General features: G+C 42.7%; 15 protein-coding genes, 2 tRNA genes and 1 riboswitch. Of the genes, 3 read left to right on the top strand and 14 right to left on the bottom strand.

The genetic code is table 11. The annotated features are described in order from the left end of the window. Nucleotides 1-17 precede the first annotated feature (17 nt). From AC1DM9_RS11590 to AC1DM9_RS11550, 9 genes are all read right to left on the bottom strand, one after another. Complete coding sequence (locus AC1DM9_RS11590) at nt 18-728, bottom strand: YwaF family protein (protein ID WP_477510057.1); 711 nt, start codon at nt 726-728, stop codon at nt 18-20. Nucleotides 729-811: 83 nt separating this feature from the next. Further along, nucleotides 812-1,510 (bottom strand): response regulator, encoded by a 699-nt coding sequence (locus AC1DM9_RS11585; RefSeq protein WP_477510056.1) that lies wholly within the window; start codon nt 1,508-1,510, stop codon nt 812-814. Then, the gene (locus AC1DM9_RS11580) at nt 1,503-2,906 is read right to left on the bottom strand and encodes a sensor histidine kinase (protein WP_477550775.1); all 1,404 of its coding nucleotides are present in this window, start codon (nt 2,904-2,906) and stop codon (nt 1,503-1,505) included. Before AC1DM9_RS11580 ends, AC1DM9_RS11585 begins: the two co-directional genes overlap by 8 nt. A 23-nt stretch (nt 2,907-2,929) precedes the next feature. Continuing rightward, the gene (locus AC1DM9_RS11575; RefSeq protein WP_076268116.1) at nt 2,930-3,658 is read right to left on the bottom strand and encodes a DUF6081 family protein; all 729 of its coding nucleotides are present in this window, start codon (nt 3,656-3,658) and stop codon (nt 2,930-2,932) included. A gap of 29 nt (nt 3,659-3,687) precedes the next feature. Then, nucleotides 3,688-4,599 (bottom strand): UbiA family prenyltransferase, encoded by a 912-nt coding sequence (locus AC1DM9_RS11570; RefSeq protein ID WP_477580157.1) that lies wholly within the window; start codon nt 4,597-4,599, stop codon nt 3,688-3,690. 73 nt (nt 4,600-4,672) lie between these two features. Further along, nucleotides 4,673-5,716 carry a hypothetical protein gene (locus AC1DM9_RS11565; protein ID WP_441882919.1) on the bottom strand — a complete coding sequence of 348 codons (1,044 nt, stop codon included), beginning with the start codon at nt 5,714-5,716 and terminating at the stop codon, nt 4,673-4,675. Then, entirely contained in the window at nt 5,713-7,485 is a 1,773-nt protein-coding gene (locus AC1DM9_RS11560; protein WP_441882917.1) for an HSP90 family protein, read from the bottom strand. Before AC1DM9_RS11560 ends, AC1DM9_RS11565 begins: the two co-directional genes overlap by 4 nt. A gap of 163 nt (nt 7,486-7,648) precedes the next feature. Continuing rightward, the gene (locus AC1DM9_RS11555; RefSeq protein ID WP_441882915.1) at nt 7,649-9,352 is read right to left on the bottom strand and encodes a methyl-accepting chemotaxis protein; all 1,704 of its coding nucleotides are present in this window, start codon (nt 9,350-9,352) and stop codon (nt 7,649-7,651) included. Nucleotides 9,353-9,491: 139 nt separating this feature from the next. After that, a riboswitch (cyclic di-GMP riboswitch) is annotated at nt 9,492-9,576 on the bottom strand. Between the two features lie 72 nt (nt 9,577-9,648). Next, nucleotides 9,649-10,419, bottom strand: coding sequence for a DUF1836 domain-containing protein (locus AC1DM9_RS11550; RefSeq protein WP_339208676.1), 771 nt, complete (start codon nt 10,417-10,419; stop codon nt 9,649-9,651). A gap of 256 nt (nt 10,420-10,675) precedes the next feature. Here AC1DM9_RS11550 and AC1DM9_RS11545 point away from each other — a divergent pair, with 256 nt between their 5' ends. After that, nucleotides 10,676-11,995, top strand: coding sequence for a hemolysin family protein (locus tag AC1DM9_RS11545; protein WP_076268110.1), 1,320 nt, complete (start codon nt 10,676-10,678; stop codon nt 11,993-11,995). A gap of 66 nt (nt 11,996-12,061) precedes the next feature. Here the strand turns inward: AC1DM9_RS11545 and AC1DM9_RS11540 are convergent, their stop codons facing one another. After that, nucleotides 12,062-13,183, bottom strand: a complete 1,122-nt coding sequence (locus AC1DM9_RS11540) for a glycerate kinase (RefSeq protein ID WP_441882913.1) — start codon at nt 13,181-13,183, stop codon at nt 12,062-12,064. Nucleotides 13,184-13,277: 94 nt separating this feature from the next. Here AC1DM9_RS11540 and AC1DM9_RS11535 point away from each other — a divergent pair. Together AC1DM9_RS11535 and AC1DM9_RS11530 are read left to right on the top strand one after the other, a co-directional pair. After that, nucleotides 13,278-13,353: transfer RNA gene (locus AC1DM9_RS11535), tRNA-Thr, on the top strand. A gap of 8 nt (nt 13,354-13,361) precedes the next feature. Then, nucleotides 13,362-13,438 (top strand) — tRNA-Pro (locus AC1DM9_RS11530). Between the two features lie 65 nt (nt 13,439-13,503). Here the strand turns inward: AC1DM9_RS11530 and AC1DM9_RS11525 are convergent. The 4 genes from AC1DM9_RS11525 to AC1DM9_RS11510 all read right to left on the bottom strand — a co-directional run bounded on the left by AC1DM9_RS11525 (nt 13,504) and on the right by AC1DM9_RS11510 (nt 19,146). Next, nucleotides 13,504-14,889, bottom strand: a complete 1,386-nt coding sequence (locus AC1DM9_RS11525) for a M48 family metallopeptidase (RefSeq protein ID WP_441882911.1) — start codon at nt 14,887-14,889, stop codon at nt 13,504-13,506. Nucleotides 14,890-15,022: 133 nt separating this feature from the next. Further along, complete coding sequence (locus tag AC1DM9_RS11520; RefSeq protein WP_477550769.1) at nt 15,023-18,190, bottom strand: ATP-binding cassette domain-containing protein; 3,168 nt, start codon at nt 18,188-18,190, stop codon at nt 15,023-15,025. Between the two features lie 234 nt (nt 18,191-18,424). Continuing rightward, nucleotides 18,425-18,841: an SRPBCC family protein gene (locus tag AC1DM9_RS11515; protein ID WP_477512148.1), complete on the bottom strand. Its 417-nt coding sequence runs from the start codon at nt 18,839-18,841 to the stop codon at nt 18,425-18,427. Then, a complete protein-coding gene (locus AC1DM9_RS11510) occupies nt 18,838-19,146 on the bottom strand; it encodes an ArsR/SmtB family transcription factor (protein WP_372238995.1) in 309 nt (102 codons plus the stop codon). Before AC1DM9_RS11510 ends, AC1DM9_RS11515 begins: the two co-directional genes overlap by 4 nt. Between the last annotated feature and the right edge of the window lie 474 nt (nt 19,147-19,620).

The following is a 19,620-nucleotide window of genomic DNA, read 5'->3' as shown; positions in this document are numbered from 1 at the left end:
TAAGATCTTATATGATGTTACTGAGCAGAACTGCTTGGTTTAACGAATATTAAGCGATCGAGCAGCCTTACAGCGGCATATAGCAGCAAAAATATAACAAATGCAATAAGCTCCAGCTGCAGTAAATACCATGGCCATGGCCCCAGCATATCAAGCAACGAGGCTGTTCCCGGTTTTTCAGCTAAAAACATAAAGTTTGTTTTACCCGATGCCACGTTCGTAATCGCAGCCGGAATAGCGAATACATGCAGCCAAAGTTGAGCCTTCACTACGGAAAAGAAAGTCGGTCGATAGCGTTCTACTACGACGATAAATAGCGCTGCGCTAACGATACCTATATGTGCGATGAAAAATTGAAAATAACGAAAATGCGGAAACGCTTCATCTAAATTAGGAGTTAACAGCGCCTGCAGCGCCCCCATGCTTCCAAGAAAAAATAAAGCATCATACAGGCTTTTTGGATTCCAAAGCAATACGACCGCGCTAACCAAAAGCATTAAGCTGCAAAGCTGAAATGGCAGAGAGCCTACTCCCCAATTATCATTGAGAATATAAGATAGCTGAAGCGAGACCTCGCAGCATATTAGCAAAATAGCCAGTCCTACTCGTACCATCTTGTTTATTCTCGGCACTCTCATTCGCTTCCGGAAAACGATAATACAGATAATGGCTGCAACGAGAATCGCCAATGCCCCAAAATGAGCAGCCGAGAACATTTCAAAATCCATCGGGTATGCCTCCAATCTGTTGATGTAAGCGTTCATCTACTATCTATTTTGTAAAAAATGACATAAAAAAAATAGTACCAACTTTACATGGTACTATCCTCGTCCTTTTTCTTATGAAATAAGCCCATCTCTTTGGCTTTATTTGCTGCTTCGCGCGACCCGCTTAAATTCAGCTTTTTTAATATATGATTAACATGGTTTTTGACGGTACGAATCGATACAACCAGCTTGTCGGCAATCTGCGGCTGGGTATATCCTTGATCAATTAAATCAAGCAGCTGAAGCTCAGACGGTGTAATCAGATCACCGAGCTTCTTCGCCTCGAACTCGCGCTCCATCTGCTTCAGTCGGCGGAATTCCTCGCGCATCCGTTCTGCTACAGCCGCATTAATGGGGGATTGACTCCGGTATGCCGAGCGTACAGCTTCAGGCAAGCTTTCAAAATCAGATTTGATTTGGTAATCGATAGCTCCCGCTTGGAACGATCGAAAGATAAGCTCCTTCTCCTCCATTGACGTAAGCATGATGACCCTTGCTCCGGTAGCTATTGCCGCCTCCTCAGCGAGCAGAACGCCTTCCGGCCTTCCGTCAAGCATGATATCCATCAGCACTACATCAGCAGGCACAGACTGCTGCTTCCCTTCCATAAGCGCTTGTCTAACATCATCAGCCCTGCTGGCAGTCCAAACCACTTCAATATCTTGCTCCTTGTTTAAATAAGCGACAAGGCCGCGCAGCCAATCACGATCATCCTCGACGATCCATACCTTGATTTTATCCATTTGCTTCCCTCCTCTGCGAAACATGTACATCTATTTTTGTGGCTTGAACATTCCGTTTCGGAAAAGTCATGTAGACCGATGTTCCAGCTCCCGGCACGCTTCGTAAGCCAAGCATACCTTTATGCTTGCGCATCACATGGTACGCATAGGGCAGTCCGAGCCCAAAATTAGTATCACTGCCGCTTTTGGTCGTATAGAACGGCTCCATTACCTTCGTTATCTCACTTTTGTCCATGCCAAGGCCCGTGTCTCTAACCTCAATAATAAGCTCTCTTTTGGTTTCGCTTAACAGAATAGACAGCACGCCTTTGTCTTGCATAGCCTCCAAAGCGTTGGCTATTATATTGCCTAAAGCCTCGCTTACCTGCGCGGGGTCGATGCGACAGCTCCAGCCTTCGTTTAACACGCTTTGCAGCTTGATGTTGCCAAGGCTTTGGGCGTATCCTTTCATCGTCTTCTCGATAAGCGCTGCTATGTCGGTCACTTCCACACGAAGCACCAAATCCTCTGTTCGACGATGAACCCGTTGCAGCATCTCCTGCATATGGCGAGAAGCGTTCAGCACCGTTTCAACATCCGCCAGCAGCTCTTGTTGATCGGTTTCGATCGCATAAGCTTTCATCTTCTCCGAGAAAAGCCGCATTTTTCCTGCATCGTTTTTGATCGCATGATTAAGTATGGCAGTTCCTGAGGTGACTGCTCTTAACGTAGAATCGTATCTGCGGCGATCGATCTTCACTCGCACACCCATGAAGCCATAGGTGAATAATGCAATAACAAATACAGTTACGGCTAAACCAATGATCCATGTATTATAGACCCACATCCGCAGCATCCCGAAGCTCGGAAATACGTAATTCATGACCATACAGAACATAACCGGCGGCAGCACGGTTGAACATATTATCCAGTGTGTGCGAGAAAAAGAGGCATGCAGCTGCCGCTTGAGCAGTACCTGTATCGCCCCGTACATAATATAAGGAACCGCCCACCATACGACAATCTTGAACGAGATGGGATACATCGTATTATAAAATGGAGTAAACAAAACACATAAAACAATCGGAATTAACAGTAAAAAGGGCATAAGCTGCTGCAACCGTTTTGGAAGCCGTACAGGTTTGTACGCTATAGCAAACAATGCAAAGGAATACGGCAATCCGTAGTAGGAGGTCAACGAGGAGAACGCTTGCAAGCGATAAAGAAGCTGCTGCGCTACTTGATTCATTCCAGCTTCCGCTGCTGCTGGCAGCCATTGCAGGTCAAGCACGGCAGCAAGCGCACCAGCTCCTCCGCTAAACGCCACAGCGCCTAACCAATGATTAACGGATGCTCGCCGATCGGAGAGCCATATAATGGCTGCAATAGCCCACAAAGCAATAAGAACGAATAGCATAACGCAGCTCCTTCATAACAACTTTACTCTTTGATTTCTATTGTAATGGGAGACCATTCTCCGATCACAGTCTGTCCGTGCACCGACACGCTGCCCTCCGGCGACAAATCCTTTTCCGTCATAATGCCTAACGCAACGATAAATTGGTTAAATTTAACCGGAACATCACGCTCTCTCCGCACTTCTTGGCCATTCACAAAAAATACGACTTCATCATTGGTGCGATTGTACGTAATTTTGTACGTATTAAATTCGCGCGCCGCAAAGTTTGTGTCTTCCTTAAACACACAGAAATATCTCGTTTTATCCGTCTCCGGCACCTTTACTCCCGGAAAAGGAAGAACGGCATATACACTTGCATATTTGTCATTTCCCGCAAAAAAGTCGAGCGCACCGCCCGTCGTGAAATCGAGCAGATTCAAAGAAACAAAACCATCATAAAGATCATCAGGCGCTGTATTTTGCGAACGTGCGCGAATTTGCAGCTCAAAGCTAATCTCACCGGATTCAGGTACAAGAACAGGTTCAGCAGAATAATACATATGCTTAGCATTATCCAGTATTTGAATTTGATCGTTCGAGCGGCTAAGCGGTGCTCTTACATACAGCAGTCCATTGCGAACAATGACAACCGCATTAGGCTCTCGGTACTGCCAGAAGGTTCCGTCTTGCAGCGGAAAACCACCGATTTTCCATACTTCCCCTTCATTTAGAATCGTATGAAAATCTCCTAAAGTCCATTGCTTCTCCATATCCATGACCTCTTTCTAAGTTGTATGTTTTAAATAAGTCCCTGAATGATTAAGGCAACGATTAAGATCACTCCGCATCGCATCGTTGCTTTCAGCGAGGCTCCCATAAGCGGTACGTATGCAGTCGATACATTATTTGATGATAACCTGCCGTATACCAAATATAAAGGTATCGCTGTTGGCAGCGCCAGCAGCCCGTAAATAGGCAATGCTTCCACGACCACGCATAGGATAAGCGAAATATAGGCGAGAAAAAGCAAAACGCGCGAGAAAACGAGTGCTCTCTTTTCTCCCCAAACGACGACTAATGTTCTTTTCCCTGCTTGACGATCAGCCTGCCAGTGCAGGAAATGGTGATTAAACAATATTAGGGTAGTCAAAAGTCCTATTGGGAGCGATAGCCAAAATGCCCGAGAATCTAATTCTGAGGTTTGTACAAAATAAGCGCCTACGACAGGCAGTATGCCGAAGGAGATCAAAATCGCGACTTCACTGTAGCCTTTGCCGCGGTATCCGAATTGGATCGGCGGAGCTACATAGAAATAAGCAATTAACGCCCCAAGCCCGCCAAATACGAGCACCGGCCAGCCGCTTGTTATACTAAGTATAATGCCGCAAATCGCTGCAATGCCAAATAATGCCCATGTCACAGTGGCAAAGGTGCGAATGCTCCACGTCCCTTTTGTCAAATAGCCAGAGTTGGTTGCAATTACCCCTTCCGTCGATTGAGCGGCCGTATCCGTACCGTTATAATAATCCCATAAATCATTGATCATATTAGAAAATAAATGGGCTGTTCCTGCCCCAACTATGGTGATGATAAATAATAAAGGATTGAAAATGCCGTTCCACACAAAAGCCCCCAGCGCACCTAACGCCACGGGAATAAGCATAACAGGAAGAACGCTCAGCCTGGATGCTTTCATAAATTGTTTAAACATAAGCTGCCACTGCCCTCTCTGTTGTCGATCGTTCAATTGAACCACTTCCATTTGCTATACGTCAACACATGGATTAAAAATGGCTTAGTTTTTGAACTTGTTTAAGCTTCTGTTTGAGCAGCTCGGTGCAATAATGATTTTGGTTTCTCTGATCAAAAGCAGCAGCTAATTGTTCGGTATCCTTTACAATCATCTCATACGTAATATCGCTGCTAACATTCAGCTTTCTCCGACGGTTTTTCGCATGCCACAATTGTAGAAATGCTCTAGCTGAAATCATATACAACAACCGATCCCAGCCTACTTTCGTATCCAGCGCATATTGTACGGTTTGTTCAAACCATTTGGCGGCTTTATGAATGTCGGTTGCTGTGTAATAAGCAAGGAAGCTCCCATATTCACTTAAGTAACCAGGGCCCTTTAACAAACGCGCGCCTTTTTTTGCCATCTTTACAGCTTCATCTGCTTGCTCTGTCTCAAGGAGCGGGAGAAGCAGATGGCTGTACGTATTTTGCGGAATGGATTTGCAGGTCATTCGACCATCCATAATAGGCTTCATAGCTTGCAGTCCTCGCCGATATCTGCCAACTGTAAAATGATAGTAGCCAAAGCCATTTTGCTCACAGGCGCTACAATCAGACATTCCATCTCTAGCCGTCTTGCGCCAAAGCTCATAGTTTGCTTGAGCCGACTCATGATCGCCTTGAGATAGCGCGTATCGATGAAGACATTGATAATATGGGCGCAGGCTGTGACCGTATTGTAAGCATTTTGCCTTAAAATCATTAAAGATCGAAGTGATTTGATCCGTACCAAATTGCGGAAACCGCCAAATTTGATTAACAAACCATTTATAGTGCCAAATAAGGGTGAAGCTCGAATAAGCAGCCGGATCTTTTTCAAACTGAGTTAAGCACCAGGTAAATGAAACAAGAAATCGCTCTTCATAGCCCGAATCAAGCGCTGCCTCGGAATAAGACATGCGGGCGTAATAGGAGTCTTCCTTCGTCATATGCAAATCGGCTATCCGAATAGCCTCCTCAAGCACCGCAAGCTTCTGTTTTCCCTGCGGCAAGCTCCATGCCTCGCTTCGCAATTGATCATATCGCTGCTTCATAGCTCTCGCTCACCAGCCTGACTAAGACCGATTTCCAGCACCTGCATAAACGATTTGTTCATTAACTTCAGCTCCTCAGGGCCAAGAGGATATTGACCAAGCAGCAAGGCCTGCGTATAAACGGTCTCAATGCTTAGCTTCTGCATATCCGCATTCTGACAGGTCATAGCCTGCTGCATAAGCGGATTGTTAAAGTTGTAGCAAATCGTCGCATATGGCACCTCATATAGCTCATGGATGACGACATCCACAATGTTTGCGAACAAATCATTAGCTTCATCTTTCGTTTGCTCTGCCATTCTCAGAAAATTCACTTCATCATTTGTATTGTATAAAGCGGCCAAATCCACTGGTTCAAATCGCTTTACTACGCTTCTGCATTGAAATGGAGCTAGCAGCTGATCCGAGAGCTCCAGAAAGGAAAGAATGCTTTTATGCTCCGCGGGAGTTATGGATTGGAAGACGTTCGAGAAATTAATCGGATCTAGAACTAACGCCTCGATATCCTCATCCAGCTCCGACAGCTTGCGCACAAGCTCAAAATCATGGACATAACCGCCATTAATAACCATCACATTTTGCGCTTTGGCAACGCGAGCCACTTGGCGGAATTCATCAAGCGTTGAAGATACAACGATACGTTTGTTCTGTTCCAATATTTCGCTCATCTTCATCATGCCAAATGAAGTCTCAAACGACAAGAAACGGATAAACAATCGATAAAGCTCATCATCTTCGGCAGCCATCGCTTTAATGGAAGCAGAATGAATAACAATAATTTTACCGAATAGTTCAGGGTTTGATTCTGAAAGCTGAATCATATGCTGTTTAATGTTTTCGCCAATTTCATCCTTTACGGTGTGAAAAAGCTCATTTTCCATAAATGACTCCCGAGAAGCCGTTGGTCGAAGTCCATTCGTATTCATGATACACGTAACAAAAAAAGCCCAATCCGGAAGCATATTGTTAACTTGATCGGAAAGCAGCATACGTTTCATATATACCTTATGTTTTTTCTCGGCTTGCAAGCTTACAGCATAAGGAAGAATATAAGCGACACCCTCAAGCTCACCAATTACTGATTTTAAAGGTATGGCATCCAAGAAGGTTTGATACAAGTGATCTTCGCCATAGGTGAGCGCATCACTGCTATTCATGGACCACGGAGGAGTTTCCTCGTTAATCCTAATATCTGTTTTCCCTTCGGACAAATGAATCGGAACAGGCAGGAACTGACCATAATGGCTCATTAACTCCATCACACGATCCCATTCATAATAATCCTCGTAACCCTCCTTGCATGTCAAAAACACGGTGGTGCCGATTGGAGCATCCTTCTCAAGCTTGCGAATCGTGTACGTGCCGTCAGGCCGCCCACGCCATTCTAAAGTATCGCCTTCTAGAGCGGAGCGGGTAATAACAACGATCTCGCCGCTCACTACGAAGCAGGACAGCAAACCCACGCCAAATTGTCCAATATAGTCGTCTGCTGAATCCATTTCGTCACGCTTGGAGGTACTTCCGATTTGAGCCAAAAAAAGCTGGATTTCGGATTCGGACAAGCCTATCCCATTATCGTGAACGGCAATCGTTCGAGAACCGTAAATTTCAACTGTTACGCGTGCATCAAAGCGATGTCCAAGCCGTTTGCGTGCTGTAATCGCATCAACGCCATTTTGCAGTAATTCCCTAATGAACACGCCTGGGCTCGAATATAAATGCTTTGAGAGAAGCTCGATCATCCCTTGTAAATTAACTTGAAAGTTCATTTCGCTCATCCTGTCTCCCATAGTGGATCTGTTTTTTTATTGGTCTATTCCATTCATTGATTCGGCATTATACTCGCTTATCCTTCTTTATTTGCACAAAGAGGCAGGCAGCACCCCAAACCTATGGATGCTGCCTGCCTCACTCGATTATCATTTTTGTTGCTTACACTTTGAAAACAGCTGCTTTCTCCTTCAAATCCTGTGAGGAAAGTGAAAGCTTCTCCGCAAGCGTGCGCAAATCATCGGAAATATCATTTTGCTTAACTGAAAGCTCGCTCATATGTTCCATTTTCCCATTCACTTCTGAAGACGTCGTCAATAGCTTGTCTACTGCAGACACGATATGAGACATGCCTGTTGTAATTTCACTAATTGCCGTAGAAATCTCGCTCACTTGATCTGACAGCATGCTGCTTTGTGATTCCAATGCTTGGAATGTGCTGCTTGCGGTTTCGGATGCTTGACGAGTCGTGTTAATAACATTCGCGAAGCTGCCGATCGTGCGGCTGCTTGCTGCCACATCGCTTTGTATGAGTGTCAGCTCCTTCGTGATCTGCTTCGAGATCATATCGGTCTGACTGGACAGCTTGCGGATCTCATCAGCGACAACTGCGAACCCTCTGCCATGCTCACCCGCTCTTGCCGATTCAATGGATGCGTTCAGTGACAACAAATTCGTCTGTGTGTTCAAATCCTGAATGCCGTTCAAAAACTTAGCTACATTGTTATATCGTTCATTCATCGTTTCGAAAGCTTCAGTTAGCTTTGAGAACTGGTCTACTGTTTCATTTACCATCGAGACCACGCCAGCCATCTGCTGCGTGCCGTTATGAGATGATTGCTTCATATTTTGCATATCATTGTTTATGTATTCACTCGACGCAGCAATTTGCTGAGAGCTTGCTGAGATTTCTTCCGTAACTGCCGAAATGGATGAAGCATCGTCATACTGCGACAGCAGCACTTTTCTGCCCAGCTCCACTTGGCCATTTACATCCTCTGATGCTTTTCGATTAATACCAATCATATTATCCATATTATTCGAAATGTGGAGCACGGATTCGCTCACTTCAAGCGTAGCTTTAATCGTTTCTCGCAGCTGATCGCCCATATTAGCCAAAGCGTGGTCAAGATCGCCAAATTCGTCAGAGCGAACGAGTTTTTCTTGACTTGTAAAATCATTATTGCCATACTGCTTAATTCTTTTTGTAATGCCTACAAGTCCTGTTCTAATCGATTGTGAGATGACAAAAATCATAATAGCAGGAAGAATAGCTAGCAAAATGACATTTATAAGCACAATAAGGTTCGCACTGGATATGTCTTTATCGAGAAGCTTCTGCGTCGCGTTAGCGTCTGCGGTCAAACGCTCGTGCATTGTATCGTTGGAATAACTTAGAATGACGGTATATACGCTTATTAGATTGCTTATGCGGAGCGATTTCTCATCTGATGATAATCCACTCACATCTGTATTCGTCACTTTCAAGTTATCTAATGCAAGCTTAAGAACATTAACCTGATTCGCATAATAAGGACCATCTTCCGTTGCAGGCGGATATTTCTTATCCATATCGATAAGCTGTTTCTCTAATTCATCGATGTTGGCAGGCATCGTTTCCAAATCCTTCATGATCAGCGTTGCATCGCTTTTGCCATTTTCAATGGCATCTACCATTAGAAGCATCACTTTCAGCAGCCTATTCGATATACCTTGATAATTGCGTTCAGCACGCTGCAATTCCTCTGAGCCTTCGACTGAGGTTGCTACTGAATGATTTTGAAAATAAATCAAAACGCCCGAGCCTACATTAAAAAGTGTGATGATTGCGGTAACAAGCAATAATTTGCTCGTTATTTTCTTCAAACTCAATTTCTTAAACAGTATTTTTGCTCTCTCTATCCTATCCTTAAAAACCATCCTGCTTGCTCTCTCCTCTGTCTCCTGAAAACAAAAAAAGCTATCCAGCCACAGGAGGCGGACAGCTCAGTTAGCTTATTATCCTTCCGGCGGTCTGGCAGCCATAGTGCGTACACCTTAGGCCCATAACTTTGCGTCCTTGTCTTTCAACAAGTTTGCCTTTTTCAGTTTGTCTATTTTGTAGTTTACAACTTAAACCAGTATAGGACTATTTAGTGAATTTGTCATCCCTTGAACCATATTTATTCTGTGGCTAAAAATAAGGTTGCATTGCAATAACGCCTTGCTAACGAATGAAAATAGGAGGTTTGGATGGAAATAACCGCAACGAGCAAAATATTTCGCACCGCTTCCCATTGTTTTTCCGTTAAATTCGGCAATCTGCTTGCAAATTGATTCGCTGAAGAGCGAATGACATGCTCTGTCAATAAATCTTGATGCGGATTTTCCTTCAAATGACCGGAAATGTCGAGCAGTTGATCGTTATTCGCATCTAGCTCCTCAAACATACTGGTATAAGATGCATATAATTCAATAGGCCCAACTAAATCGTCTGCTTCATCCTCTGGTTTCTTGAATACGATCTCAAAAAGCTTGCGTATTGATTCAAAATCAAGATTTGACTTTAAATCATCAATAATGAATAATAACGCAGCTTGGTTCAGAGAATATTTTTTCCCAGCTTTCGGACAATCGAAATAAGGTTTGAAATCTCGCTTTACCCAGTTTTGCATGGAGGTAATCGACAGATTCGAATATTCGATTAGTTGGCCCAACGCAGCAATTTCATGTAGTGAAAAGCCTTTAATCTCATTTCCTTTAATGAGCTTTTCAATAATTGGAGGCAGCAGCGTAGACATAAATGCAGGCAGTCCCGTGCCTTTCTCCAAGTCACATTGATGCGTTTTGGTCCATGCGGCTTGCAGCACTTGCAGTGGCTTCAAATTATACTTTCCGTCCAGAGCCAGCAGCAAGCAAGCCATCTCTTTTCGAGTAAGCGTAAAGGACTCCATATCGCTTCCTCCTCGCGCATTCGTCTTGCATTCCTATATTACAAGTTCATATGAACTCATCATATGCCGGAGAATGACGCTTGTAAAGGCTCGAAAATCAATGAGAATAAGCCTTTCATTCTCGTTAAATCGCTTTTAAAGCGCGTATAAGGCTGTTACCGTTGGATATGGCATTTGTCATATCATGTAATCATTCGTTATAGTAGATCATAAGAATAAAAAAAATATAAACATAAAAGGGTAGTGAAAAACGAAAATGGGTATAGGATTCAATTTATTCATGATTGCTCTTCTTATTTTATTAACTGCTTTTTTCGTCGCAACGGAGTTCGCCATCATCAGACTTCGCTCCAGTCGGATCGATCAGTTAGTGCTTGAGGGCCGGAAGAACGCACTTGCCGTTCAACGGGTTACGAGTAATCTGGATGCCTACTTGTCAGCCTGTCAATTAGGTATTACTATTACAGCGCTCGGGCTGGGCTGGCTGGGAGAACCGACAGTTGAAAAAATGCTTTTACCCTTGTTTGAACGTTTTGCTATTAACGATGACATCAGTCATATTCTATCCTTTTTAATCGCATTTATTTCAGTCACATTCCTGCATGTTGTTGTCGGGGAGCTTGCACCAAAAACGTGGGCGATCCAGAAAGCTGAATTTATTAGCTTCTTAACAGCAAAACCGATTATTTTATTCCACAAAATTTTATATCCTTTCATTTGGTTGCTAAATGGCTCGGCTAACGCTTTGGTTCGCTTGTTCGGATTGAAACCAGCTACAGAGCATGAAGAAGCACACTCGGAAGAAGAAATTCAAATTATTCTTAACGAGAGCTACCAAAGCGGAAAGATTAACAATACAGAATACGGATATGTAAGCCGCATTTTCGCTTTTGACGAATTGCTGGCCAAAGAAATTATGGTGCCCCGCACCGATATGATTTGTTTGTATACAAACAAATCATTAGCTGAGAACATGGAAATTATTCGTAAGGAACAATATACGCGTTTCCCGGTTGCACTTGAGAGCAAGGATAACATCGTCGGCATGATTAACACGAAGCAGCTTTTCCTAGAATATGAATCTGATCGTGATTTGGATTTCAAAAAGCTTGTTCATCCTGTACTGAGCGTTTCCGAGGTTACGCCAGTCAAAATGCTTCTAAAGCGAATGCAATTAGAACGTGTTCACATCGCTATTCTCGTCGATGAATACGGCGGTACTTCCGGACTAATTACAATTGAAGATATTTTGGAAGAAATCGTTGGTGAAATTCGTGATGAATTTGATGCTGACGAACGCAAGGAAATCGAACAGTTGGCCGATAACTGCTATCTTCTCGATGGTAAAGTATCACTTAGCGAGTTGAGCGATCTAACCGGCATGAACTTCGAGGAAGAGGATGTGGATACAGTCGGCGGCTGGTTGTACAGTCAAGTGACCGATCCAAAACCAGGCAAAGAGCACTTTTACGAAAATTATAAATTTATCATTCGTGAGACGAGCAAAAACCGGATTCGCAAGGTCGAAATGCTAATTGAGCAAAATCAAGAAGCCGTTGAAGGCGAAACCGCATAACGATAGGTTAACAAGAAAGAAGCAGCCTTTGCTCACTGCATAGGCTGCTTCTTTTTTGTTATGTCTTTATAACAAGCTGAAAATATGAACGATACGATCAAGCAGCCACTCATCCGTGTGGTCTATCGCCTCTTCTACAGAACATGGACCCGGCACGAGCGAGAAGCCTGCACGAAGACCAAGCTCCGACGTGTATGCTGAACTCGCATCAATTGACCCGCAAACGGCGATTACAGGGATGCGCTGCCCCCGAGCGGCATCACATATCGCCTTGATCACCTTGCCTGATCCCGTTTGGCTGTCTAATCTCCCTTCGCCTGTCAAAATCCAATCAGCGCCAACAATATGCTCCTCAAATCCAATTCTATCCATTACAAGTTTTGCTCCAGCGTGCATAGCGGCGTCAAAAAAAGCTAAAAGTGCTGCACCTGTTCCTCCTGCCGCTCCGCTGCCTGGCAAATTCGCCACATCAATCCCAGTATGCTTGGATATACATTCAGCAAAATGAGCTAATGCAAGGTCAAGCTGCTTGACTGCTTCTGACGATGCTCCCTTCTGAGGACCGTAAACCAAAGAAGCTCCATGCTCCCCGCACAATGGATTACTTACATCGCCAGCAATAATGAAGCTGCTTTCGCGAATGCTCGAATGGAAACCAGCATCATCAATCGATGCAAGCTTCGACAAATGAACGCCTCCAAGCGGCAGCTCTGCTCCACTTTCATCTAACAGCTTCATTCCGAGCGCCTGCAGCATGCCCGATCCGGCATCATTGGTCGCGCTGCCTCCTAAGCAAATAATAAATTGACGATAACCAGAACCGAGTGCATGCCGAATCAATTCACCGGTGCCAAATGTTGAAGCGATAAGCGGATTTTTCTCTTCACTCTTGAGCAAAGCAAGACCAGATGCTTCAGCAAGCTCAATAACCGCGGTTTGGCCATCTCCCAGTACGCCATATCTTGCATGAATGCTTCGGCTGAGCGGATCGTGAACAGGAACCTCGATAAAACTCCCGCCTGTAGCTTGTACCAAAATCTCCATCGTACCTTCACCGCCATCAGCCATTGGGAGCTGTACGATTTCAGCATGTGGATGTACTGTGCGAATGCCTGCTTCCATTGTGCTAGCAATTTGAAATGCGCTGCTTGACCCCTTAAACGCATCCGGTGCAATAACGATTTTCACCCTAATCATCCTTTCAGAAAAAAAATTAAAAAAACACTTGCAATTATTTCAGTTTATATGCGATAATACATCTTGTGTTTAGCGAATACATCTTGCCGTTGTAGCTCAACTGGTAGAGCAACTGACTTGTAATCAGTAGGTTGGGGGTTCAAGTCCTCTCGACGGCACCATCTTTTCCCGGGACGTAGCTCAGCTTGGTAGAGCACCTGGTTTGGGACCAGGGGGTCGCATGTTCAAATCGTGTCGTCCCGACCATCCTAAACATAAAGAATTGAATATACATAAAAGAAAGAAGCTTGAGCAATCAAGCTTCTTTTCTTTTATATTTGATCGCCTAAATTTTGCAACAGCTCGGCGAGCTCGTCAAACCCAGCATCAAGCGCATAATCCTCAGCTGTATATCCTGTTTCATCAACTTTCAACGGATCAGCCCCTGCTTTTAGCAAAAGTTCCGCTCCCTCTATGTCACCATTTTTTGCTGCGGTCATTAGCGGTGTCCATCCGGTACTATCCTGTAAATTCGGATTAGCTCCTTCATCCAGCAATAACGCTACCATCTCTATGCTTTCATTATACAACGCTATCGTTAATGCCGTTTCTTCATAACTTTGCTCAATCACATTCAATTGCGCTCCCGCATCTATCAAAGAAGAAGCGATAGCTGTTTCATTTAGCTGGGCTGCCCACATTAGCGCTGTCCACCCTTCATCGTCTGCTGCATTCGGATTTCCTCCAGCATTAAGCAGAGATTTAACGAGCTCCAAATCAGCCTCTGAAGCTGCACCAAGCATTTGATCATCGGTTGGCGGCCCATCAAGAGAAGACATGAAGGTATCAATCGATTTCGAGAAGGTCACTCCGATCGTAACAGATCCCCCGAGAACAAGAATAACAGCCAAAACGATGATAAGTGCTATTCGCGAAGAGGATGTCTTAAAAATGATATTCGATGAGATGCCTGCATATTGCTGAATCGCGTAGATACGCTTCGGCAGGGGCGGGTGAGTCGATAGCTTCTCAGCCAGCCATACAAATAAACCTTTCTCATAGCTGCTTTGCAGCAAATATTCCTCACGGTCTACCCGTTTGTAGAGCGTTTTGCCGATCGCTAATATCGTTAAACCATTCATTGCGGCTTCAGCATCATTGGTGTAATAAGCAGCCATACGGTCGCATGTATATTCGCAAGCCCGCGAGTATGCTTCACCAAGAAATGGAAGCCATAACGCCGGCAATATGAGCAGCTGCTTCGACAAATGATTTCGTTTGATGTGGGCGAGCTCGTGTGAAATGACAAAAGTGAGCTCTTTTTCCCCACCCGCCTGAATCATTTCGAACAAATCGGAATAAAGCACCACCATATTGCGGCCAAAAAAGCGCGAAGCAAACGCATTTAATATCCCGCTCGACTCCATGACATAGAGATCAGGTACAACAGTAAAGCCCATCCGCTCACACTGTGCCTGGGCAATTGCGAACACTTCCGGGAATTGTCTCGGCGTGATCCGAACGCCATTGGTTCGAATGCTTGCCATCATAATCGCTTGAGCGAATAAGGGCAGGAGTATAAGAATCGGTAGGATGAAAATGAAAATAATAGAAATAAACAGACATAAATAAATGAAAACACTAAAGATAAGCGCAAGAACGAAGTAACGATTCTCTTTCTTATGTATGAGCGACGTTTCTAAATCAATTGCATTCAATAAATGGCATCCCCTTCTAAAATAATACCCACATTATACACGATTTCCCAAAGTTATTATACAACCTTCAGCATAACAAAAAAACTCATCTGCAATTTAGGATAGCAAATGAGTTTCTTTCAGTGAATGACATCTAGCTTTGCTCAAGAAACTGATATACAGCCATCATTTCTTGTTTATTCAACTCACGAATGCGATTGAAAATTGGAATATCAGCCACTGCCTCAATATTTGAGCTGTCTTTAACAACATCACTTACTTTGCCGGTCAGCCATGTTTGCACGTCTATGCCTTCAACAATTTCCTTAAGCCCTTCATCATTGATGCCACTTGCATAACAGCTAACACATGGTACCGATAATTTGAACACGCCATCATGGAGCCCATCTTCCGAAATTACTCTTTTCCCTTTGCAGAATGGACATGGCTGGCTAGCTTTAATTTTATTTATTAAGGTGACAATTTTTTTGTAACCAAACGCTTCATAGACATAGGTCAGTTTTTTGTATTTACCATTAGTGAAATACTTATCAATGATCGTTTCTCTCGTTTCGGTGATATTGGCAAAATCACAGACGGTGATCCGATTATTAATACTGATGGATTCGATACTGTTGCTAATACTGCCCCAGAATGGCAGCACATTTTGCAAGACCATTTCGTAGTGGGAAAAGCTCGCAACCTCTAGTTCAAGCATTTTCAGCGCAGCTTGCGTCTCCCTAGGCAATAGAGAAACCTCTTCCGTCAAAACCATATCGCCCCCGACAATCGCTTTCATTTTGTCTAGAACCTGTAGATTTCCAACGGTTTTAATGACTTGATCAAGAGGCTGCTGAATAATCTCACGAATATCCGTCTCGCCAAACTTTAGCTTTTTATGATGCTTTAATACCGTTCCTTGACAAATTGGGCAAGTAATCAATTTTTTGGATTCTTTTATACGCTCTTTAATCTCCGATTTCGATACCACCATATACATCCCAATGATGTGATTAAAGCCTTCCCAAGTCCTTGATGCCTTGCCTACTTTATCATAGAATGACTTTTCCCAATATCCGTACAAAAAAGTATGCTTTTCTGCGTCTGTCATCTCTGCATAACTTTTGCTTATATCCTGGCCGAGCTCATTTTTAATCTCTTCAAAAATAAATTTTATTTTTGGGAATTGATAAAACTTCAAAATATCCATCACATCTGGATGCAATAAGCCATCCCAGAATGGCGCGGTTTTGTCCTGAATAACAATATCAAAATCAAATTTTTCAATTACACGGCGGCCCGAGCAGCATGGGCAATGATTGCCTTGATTATAGAAATCGAAGCTATTCGTATCTTTATTGGTTGGATGTGCCGCCACAATATGGTTGATTAAGCCGCCAATTTCGTAGAGAAAAGTATATTGGCTGTACAAGTGGCGTTCCAAATCAATGGCGATGACGGGTGCAATGGTATCCGATTCATATTCGCCATAAATGAGACGAGCCATGGATGATAAGCTTTTTAAGATGCCGCCTTTATAAACGTTTTCTGCATTTTTAAAATAGGCAATCTGGTTTTCTTTTAAATAATTTACGCCATTTTTTTGATCTAGTGTTGAAGGAATATGGAAAGGAGCAGCTTTATCTTCATGGTTTTGTTCCCGGTAATAATCATCATGACTGACCACATCAAGATGCTCCACGGGTGCAAGCTGTCTTTTGCCAAAATCAACGATAAAATCAGAGCTTTCCAGCATATACGAATTATGTTCAATCATGATTATGGAGACGGATTCATCCTGTAGAATGACCCTCACACTATCAATGAATTGATTCAAAATATTTTGTGATAACCCTTTTGATGGCTCGTCAAAAATAAATAGCGTATTCGGGTTTCTGGAGCCCGCAAACAACTCAGAAACTAAATGAACACATTGAAATTCACCCGTTGATAAGGATTGTGTTTTTCTCTCCAACGTCAAATAACCAAGTCCTAGCTTGATCAATAAGCTCAAGCGTTTATGAGCGATGTCTTCATTTGGCAGCTCAACAATAATATCTTCAATCGAGCGCTGAAAAATATCATCAATATCATCACTATATTTTGTAAGCTTCTTTTTAATATCTAGAAAAGTGGCAACGGTTGACCGGCTAGTGATCGATTGGTTTCGATCTTGCCCAACCATAACCAGCTTATCTTTCGGATAGCGCTTCACAAAATCTTTGGACATGCACTCATTAACAAGTGTGGATTTGCCACAGCCTGACTCGCCTGTAAATGTGACAAGTCTATTTTTAGGAATCTGAATTTCACTGATTTGAATATTCCGGCAGTGAAGATCAAGAAATTGATAATATTCTGTTGGTGCTGCCTCGTTTCGTTCCCCGTGGATTGGCTTTGGACGTGGTGATTCTTCCACTATTTTTCCGCCGTATTTACCGCTGCCAGGGCCAAAAAACAAATGCTTATCCGCTGTGTCCAGCACCGTGTCAGAATGGTCAATGAGCCAAATTTGATTTTTAACTCCCAATTGTTTAATCTCAGCTAAAATTTTCAATAACGTTTGATGATCAAGACCTACGGAAATTTCGTCGATAATAATAACCGTATTCTCACTTGTAGCCATAAATTCAGCCAAGTAGAGCCGAGTTACTTCTCCACCTGACAATGTTCCCATAATTCGATTTAACGTTAAGTAACCAATATTCATATTGATTATATTTTTTAAAATGTTTTGTTTACCTTCACTAATCTTTAGAACTTCTGCTAGTGAATAAATTGTTTCCACACTGAAGTCGTTGATGTCCGATACACTCTGTGCTTGATCCAATAACTCAAATTTATATTGTTCAACTTCTTGATTGTAACGTTTCCCCATACATTTTTTACATTCGATATTTTTAGTTGTTCCGCGGCCTTTACAGTCTGGACACCAGCCTAATTCATTATTAAAAGAAAAAACTTCTGGAGAAAGATTATACTTTTCAGCAAGAGCAACTCGAATTTCAGTAAACACGCCAGTATGCGTACCAATAGTTGAACGAGGATTTGAAGAAATGGATGATCGACCTAGAAAAAGGACAAGCGGCATTTCCTCCATCTTAATGGCACTGAAATTGGTTTCCATAATAGTAGGAAATAGATACTGATACTCCGCCTTTGGCAATAAGGAAACGAGACGTTTCTTCGACTCTTCACCAATGGTTTGAGAAAAAGTTGTTTTTCCAGATCCAGATAAACCAGCTATGCCTAACGATTTATCTACTGGCAGTACTTCATCTAATTTGTTAATATTGTTCGCAATCAATTGCTTTATTTTCATTGTGATCTCCTCTCCAATCTCTAAAAATTTGTCTCTGTATATGATAAAAGCAAGCTTCTACAGCCAACCTGCTATGTTTGCTCATTTAAAATGATTTCAAAAGGCATCTTATCAAAAAGAAAGAGCACAATTCTTACTGCGGAATTGCGCCCTATTTTTTAAAAATGATTCATTTGTATTGATGAATTAAGTTTGGTTCTGAAAAACTGGCATCATGAAAGTTGAAAAATCATATTACAGTTCGGCTAACACTTTTCCAAGCTGATTGCCCTTGTAAGTCCAAGCAGATTTAGCTCCCTCAATTGCTCCCGGACGAGATTTTGTTTCTTCACTAAATCCAGTTTGATCGAGGTGTAGATGAACCGTTCCATCTGAACCTTCTTTCAAAGTCCATGTAATTGTCGTATTTTCTCCGGCACTTATCCAAGTGTAAGATAATGTATGAGGCTCGTCCACTATAAGCACTTCGCAATCTACAATGCCGTTCCACCATTCGGAAGGCTCCGTTTTGAACTGAAATTTATGTCCAACGACCGGTTCAAAATCATTATTCCAAATCCATTTCGCAAGCGTATCTGAATCCGTTAGAGCATTCCACACTTGGTCGATTGAGCTTGTAAATTGATAATCTAATGATACATCTGGTTTCATTTCTTTTCCTCCAATATAAGTTTTAATTTATCTATTCTTTCATTCCAGAAACCTTCATAAAAAGATACCCAATCTTTTATTTCTTTCAACGGATTAGCATTCAATCGATATCTCGTTTCTCTGCCAACCTTTTGAGCAATGACGAGATCGGCATCTTTCAGGATTGCCAAATGCTTGGAAACCGCTGTTCGACCCATTTGAAAATGAACCGTTATCTCATGTAGGGGCAAGTCTTCAACTTCTGCCAACAATTGAATTAGTTTTCGCCTTGTTGGATCGGCAACAGCGTCGTAAACATCCCTCATTTGACCTTTATCGTTCAAAACCACCCCCACCTTTTCATTATTATTTACTGTAATGTTGCCGATTAAACGACATAACAGCTTATTAAGACACCTTTTGGAGTCATATTGATTATAGGACACCAAAAAGTGTCCTGTCAAGTTTCTTGCTCATCCACTATGTGGCCTTTAAATCTTACTTTGTTAGTTTAACAGAGTACCCTGCTTACACAAAAAAGACTCTTCAGCCGCTTAGCTAAAGAGTCTCTCCTTCTATCTCTTCTTATCTAAAGTTTAGTTTATCATTACAACTAATGATCCGATTCATCCCATTTTTTCGAATAGGCTTTTTTTGTAACCCAAAGTGTCAGCCATGTGAGCAATACAACGATAATACCCGAAAAAATCCATACACCTGCAGGAACGTTCATCTATATGTACCCCCTCTTTGTCTACTCCCTCTATTTTACAAGATCCCATTCGATTATTTTCAACAGA

This window comes from Paenibacillus sp. 01T431 (assembly GCF_056398625.1).
Note: the sequence above shows the minus strand (reverse complement) of the source record. Positions and strands in the feature narration are given on the sequence as shown.

Bases quoted from the DNA above. Each gene is read 5' to 3' on its own strand.
- AC1DM9_RS11590 (WP_477510057.1), bottom strand. From the start codon at position 728: ATGGATTTTGAAATGTTCTCGGCTGCTCATTTTGGGGCATTGGCGATT.
- AC1DM9_RS11585 (WP_477510056.1), bottom strand. From the start codon at position 1,510: ATGGATAAAATCAAGGTATGGATCGTCGAGGATGATCGTGATTGGCTG.
- AC1DM9_RS11580 (WP_477550775.1), bottom strand. From the start codon at position 2,906: ATGCTATTCGTTCTTATTGCTTTGTGGGCTATTGCAGCCATTATATGG.
- AC1DM9_RS11575 (WP_076268116.1), bottom strand. From the start codon at position 3,658: ATGGAGAAGCAATGGACTTTAGGAGATTTTCATACGATTCTAAATGAA.
- AC1DM9_RS11570 (WP_477580157.1), bottom strand. From the start codon at position 4,599: ATGTTTAAACAATTTATGAAAGCATCCAGGCTGAGCGTTCTTCCTGTT.
- AC1DM9_RS11565 (WP_441882919.1), bottom strand. From the start codon at position 5,716: ATGAAGCAGCGATATGATCAATTGCGAAGCGAGGCATGGAGCTTGCCG.
- AC1DM9_RS11560 (WP_441882917.1), bottom strand. From the start codon at position 7,485: ATGAACTTTCAAGTTAATTTACAAGGGATGATCGAGCTTCTCTCAAAG.
- AC1DM9_RS11550 (WP_339208676.1), bottom strand. From the start codon at position 10,419: ATGGAGTCCTTTACGCTTACTCGAAAAGAGATGGCTTGCTTGCTGCTG.
- AC1DM9_RS11545 (WP_076268110.1), top strand. From the start codon at position 10,676: ATGGGTATAGGATTCAATTTATTCATGATTGCTCTTCTTATTTTATTA.
- AC1DM9_RS11520 (WP_477550769.1), bottom strand. From the start codon at position 18,190: ATGAAAATAAAGCAATTGATTGCGAACAATATTAACAAATTAGATGAA.
- AC1DM9_RS11515 (WP_477512148.1), bottom strand. From the start codon at position 18,841: ATGAAACCAGATGTATCATTAGATTATCAATTTACAAGCTCAATCGAC.
- AC1DM9_RS11510 (WP_372238995.1), bottom strand. From the start codon at position 19,146: ATGAGGGATGTTTACGACGCTGTTGCCGATCCAACAAGGCGAAAACTA.